Here is a 5105-nt window from a genome sequence, read left to right on the forward strand (position 1 = left end):
AACGTATCGCGAAGACGCACCGACACCGGCCGTCGCGTTCACCCCTGCCGCACCACCACCCGGAGAACCCGCACCGTTCTGAGCAAGGACTGGGACACCTCGCACGCCTCGCCACCCGCGCCACAGTCGTGCCCGCCGGAGACGAGAAGGATCAGCCCGCGTGTAAACGTTCCGCGTCGGGGCCTCGGACTCCTTCAGCTCGAAGTTCGAGCACCCGGTGCGGGATCCATCCCTCGTTCCCATGCGCGTCGCGGCACCACGCCCACTCGCTCTTCGGATCGTCGACGATCACCTCGACGACGTCGCCCGCGAAGGCTCGCAATTCGGTCGTGTCGTACGCCGTGACGACCACGCCGTCTTCGATATGCCGGGACGGAACCCACCCGGTCCCCTCGCCCGCAGTCACGAACACGAACGCCGGCCATTCGTCGTCGCGGTCCCCCACCTGCACCCGCTCGCCGACCTCGACCTGCAGCGGCGCGCGCTCCGGAGGCTCGTGATCGGCGAGCAGCATCCGGCGGTCATCCACGGCGGACCGCCGCAACGGCCTCGATCTCGACCAGCTGATCCGCGTACCCCAGCACTGCCACGCCCATCAGCGTGCTCGGCACGTCGTGGTCTCCGAAGGCCGCTCGTACGACATCCCACGCCGCCACAAGGTCGTGCCGGTCCGAGGACGCCACCAAGACCCGCGTCGAGGCGACGTCGGCGAGCGCAGCACCGGCGGCATCCAACGCGACGAGCATCGTTTCGACGCAGCGCTGAGCCTGACCCGCGACGTCACCGACAGCGACCGTCGAGCCGTCGTCGGCAAGCGGACACGCACCAGCGAGGAAGATCAGCTCCGCCCCCGCGTCGACCCGGGATGCGAAGGCGTACGGCGCCGCGGCGAGAGCCTCCGAGCGCACAAGACGGACGGCGCTCATCGGTGCCGAAACTCCGGTGCGCGCTTCTCGCGGAACGCCGCCATGCCTTCCTTCTGGTCGGCGGTGTCGAACAGCCCCGCGAACGCCTGCCGCTCGAACCGCAGCCCCTCCGCGAGCGTCGACTCGACAGCGACATCGAGGGCCGCCGTCGCCGCGTACAGCGCTGGCAACGGCTTCGACGCGATCGTCTCCGCGGTCCGCTGCGCCTCATCCGGCAGGTCCGCCGCCGCGACGACACGCGAGACCAGACCCGCGCGCTCCGCCTCATCGGCCGTCAGCTGTCGGCCCGTCAGCACCAGCTCGGCGGCCTTGAACGACCCGATCGCCCGCACCAGCCGCTGCGTGCCGCCCAGACCCGGGATCACCCCGAGACCGATCTCCGGTTGCCCGAACCGCGCTGAGTCGGCCGCGAGGATGATGTCGCACATCATCGCCAATTCGCACCCGCCGCCGAGCGCATACCCCGACACCGCGGCGATCGTCGGCGTCCGCACCGCGGCGAAGCGCGACCACTTGCCGAAGTGGTCCGCGAGCAGCATCTCGCTCCCGCTGAGCGCCTCCATCTCTTTGATGTCGGCACCCGCCGCGAATGCCCGCTCGCTGCCGGTGAGCACAATCGCACCGATCCCGGCATCCGCGTCGAAGGCCTCCGCGGCGTCCACGACATCGTGCATGACCTGTGCGTTGAGGGCGTTCAGCGCCTCGGGTCGGTTGAGGGTGATCCACCCGACGCGCCCGCGCGTCTCGGTGAGGATGGTCGCGTAATCCGTCATGCCCACATGCTCGCAGACGGATGCCGCCACGGGTCGGACAAGGTCCGTTAACCCTCCGTCCACGCTTCGGCAGGCGACCTGGACACTCGCCCTCGATAGGACGGAGGAGCGCACTTCGCGCACGACTCCGATCCCGAGGAATCCATGCCTTCGCACGCCTTCCGCAGCACCGCCCATCGCGCCCTCGCGCTGGGCGTCGTCACCGCCGTCACCTGCACACTCGTCGTCAACGCCGCCACCCCGGCGACCGCCGCCGTGGTGGCGGCCCCCATCGCCACGTCCGCCACGGACGCCCCGCTCACGCTCACACCCATCGGCTCCTACGAGACCGGCATCTTCGATGCCTCCGCGGCCGAGATCGTCACCGCCTACAAGGACCGTCTGTTCGTCGTCAACGCCGAGGCAGGCGTCATCGACGTGCTCGACGCCTCCGACCCGACCGCTCCGACGAAGCTCTTCTCCCTCACGTCCGAGGGCATCGCGAACTCTGTCGCCATCCGCGAGGACGGCCTCGGCATCGCTGCCATCGAGGCGCCCGACAAGACGGCCCCGGGGCGCCTCGTCTTCTTCGACGCGGATGCCGCCACCGCCGACACCGCGACGCTCGGCACCGTGCAGGTCGGTTCCCTTCCCGACATGGTCACCGTTGCCTCCGACGGGGCGTACGCGGTCGTCGCCAACGAAGGCGAGCCCGCAGACGACTTCAGTTCGGACCCCGAGGGATCGATCGGCGTCGTCGCCCTTCCGACCGCCAAAAAGGCTCCTGCCCAGAGCGCTGTCCGCACCGCAGACTTCCATGCCTACGAGGCCGCAGGGGTGCTCGACCCGGACGTCCGCGTCTTCGGTCCGACCCCTCATGGCGACGACCACCCGGTCAGCCGCAACCTCGAACCCGAATACGTCACCGTCATCGGTGGCGTCGCCTACGCCACTCTGCAAGAGGCGAATGCCATCGCCGCGGTGGACCTCGAGTCCGCGACAGTCACTGACATCCACGCCCTCGGCTTCAAAGACCACGGCCTCGCGAAGAACGCGCTCGACCTGAGCGACCGCAACGGCAAGATCTCCCTCCGCACCTATGAGGGCCTCAAGGGCATGTACCAGCCCGACGCGATCGGCTCCTACACCGCCGCCGGCACCACCTACCTCGTGACCGCGAACGAGGGCGACGCCCGCGAGTGGGGCGACTACGCCGAGGCCGTCCGCGCCAAGGACCTCGGGTCGGACGGGCGCGCCCCCGTCTGCGCCGACAGCCCGGTCGCCGGCAAGCTCGGCAACGCCGACCTCGGCCGCCTCAACGTCACGATCGAGAACGGCCTCAACGCCGACCGCGGTTGCTACGAAGAGCTGTACTCCTTCGGCGGTCGCTCGTTCGCGATCTGGACGACGGACGGCGAGCTCGTCTGGGACTCCGGGTCGAGCTTCGAAGAGGTCACCGCGGCCGCTGCGCCCGAGTACTTCAACTCCAACCACTCCGAGTCGAACCTCGAGGGCCGCAGCGACGACAAGGGCCCCGAGCCCGAGAGCGTCACGATCGGCGAACTGAGCGGACGCACCTACGCGTTCGTCGGCTTCGAGCGCGTCGGCGGCATCGCGGCGTACGACATCAGCGACCCGGCCTCCCCCACGTTCGTCACCTACGTCAACAACCGCGACTTCTCGCAGTCCGTCGACGACGGCGGCGACCTCGCCATGGCCGGCGACCTCGGACCCGAGGGCGTCGCCTTCATCCCCGCCGACGAGTCGCCCAGCGGCATCCCGATGCTCGCGGTCGGCAACGAGGTCTCGGGGACGACCACCCTGTTCGTCATCGAGGACGCCCTCGACGCGATAGAAATCGACATCCTGACGATCAACGACTTCCACGGGCGCATCGAAGCCGGCATGGACAGCTCAGCCAACCAGGTCGGCGCGGCCGTCCTCGCCGGCGCGGTCGATGCCGCCGAGGAAGAGAACCCGAACACGCTCTTCGTCTCCGCCGGCGACAACATCGGCGCGTCGACGTTCACGTCCTTCATCCAGGACGACGAGCCGACCATCGACTCGCTGATCGCGGCCGGGCTCGACGTCTCGGCTGTCGGAAACCACGAGTTCGACCGCGGCTTCGAGGACCTCACAGACCGCGTCATCCCCTCCTATGGAAGCGAGGACCTCGCGCTCGGCGCGAACGTCTACGACAAGGGCACGACGACTCCTGCCCTCCGGGAGTACAGCGTGAAGACGGTCGACGGCGTGCGCGTCGCATTCATCGGCACGGTCACCACCGACACGGCGACGATGGTGAGCCCAGACGGCATCTCCGGTATCGAGTTCGGCGACCAGCTGGCCGCCGCCAACCGTGTCGCGAAGAAGATCACCGATGGCGACCTCGCCGACATCACCGTGCTGCTCACCCACTCGGGTACGGCAGCCTCGAACGACTGCGCCGTCGTGGCATCCGACCCGTCCGACTTCGGAAAGCTCGTCCGCGGCGCGTCCGCGGACATCGACGCGATCGTCTCAGCGCACACGCACCAGACGTACGCCTGCGAGGTCGCGGCGCCGGGTGGCGAGACCCGCCCCGTCATCCAGGCCGCCGAATACGGCACGGCGATGGGACGCCTGTCGCTCGAGGTCGACCGCTCGACCAAGGAGCTGCTGTCGATCACGGGCACGACCGAGAAGCTCCTCGACGGTGACTACGCCCCGGATGCCGCCGTCGCGAAGATCGTGGCGGACGCAGCAGCGTACGCCGAGGTCGAGGGGTCGAAGGAGGTCGGTCGCATCAGCGGCGACATCCTGCGCGGCGGCACGAAGGGCTCGGACCGCGGCGTCGAGTCGACGCTCGGGAACACCGTCGCCGACGTCTACCTGTGGGCCACGTCGAACGAGGCCTACAGCGGGACGCCGGCGCAGATCGCGCTCATGAACCCGGGCGGTCTGCGCGCAGACCTCCTCAAGGGCGAGGACGGAGTCGTCAGCTACCGCGAGGTCGCCGACGTGCAGCCGTTCGCGAACACCCTGGTCACCGTGCCCCTCACCGGCGCACAGATCGCGACGATCCTGGAGCAGCAGTGGAAGGCGGAGGGCGAGCGCCCGAAGCTCCACCTCGGCGTCTCGGAGGGCTTCTCGTACGAGTACACCGAGGCGACGCCCCTTCCGGGCGAGAGCGTGGGACGCTCCGGCGAGGTCACCTCGATGACGTTCAAGGGCGAGGAGATCGCCGCGGATGACGTCTTCACCGTCGTGACGAACTCGTTCCTGGCGGCCGGCGGCGACGGGTTCGCCGCCTTCGCCGAGGGAACCGTCCGGACCGACACCGGCCAGGCCGACCTCGCCGCCACCGTGGACTACTTCGCCTCACGCGACGTCGTCGACCCGGCTCCGCTCGGACGTGCCGTCGAGGTCACGGAGCCCAGCGAACCCA

4 protein-coding genes are annotated in these 5105 nt (G+C 69.4%); 1 reads left to right on the forward strand and 3 read right to left on the reverse strand.

What is annotated here, in order from left to right:
* Positions 1-151: 151 nt before the first annotated feature.
* From MO1_RS14390 to MO1_RS14400, 3 genes are read right to left on the reverse strand one after another with little or no spacing between them, the layout of a single operon-like run.
* On the reverse strand, positions 152-529 hold the full coding sequence (locus tag MO1_RS14390; protein ID WP_235186046.1) for an SH3 domain-containing protein: 378 nt from the start codon (positions 527-529) through the stop codon (positions 152-154).
* Positions 522-926: a RidA family protein gene (locus tag MO1_RS14395; RefSeq protein ID WP_060916419.1), complete on the reverse strand. Its 405-nt coding sequence runs from the start codon at positions 924-926 to the stop codon at positions 522-524. The genes MO1_RS14390 and MO1_RS14395 overlap by 8 nt, the downstream gene beginning before the upstream one ends.
* Positions 923-1699, reverse strand: a complete 777-nt coding sequence (locus MO1_RS14400) for an enoyl-CoA hydratase-related protein (RefSeq protein ID WP_036309851.1) — start codon at positions 1697-1699, stop codon at positions 923-925. Before MO1_RS14400 ends, MO1_RS14395 begins: the two co-directional genes overlap by 4 nt.
* A gap of 144 nt (positions 1700-1843) precedes the next feature.
* Here MO1_RS14400 and MO1_RS14550 point away from each other — a divergent pair.
* On the forward strand, positions 1844-5105 hold a 3262-nt coding region (locus tag MO1_RS14550), incomplete at its 3' end, for a choice-of-anchor I family protein (RefSeq protein ID WP_082724439.1).

This window comes from Microbacterium oleivorans NBRC 103075, from assembly GCF_001552475.1.
GTDB classification, from domain to species: domain Bacteria; phylum Actinomycetota; class Actinomycetes; order Actinomycetales; family Microbacteriaceae; genus Microbacterium; species Microbacterium oleivorans.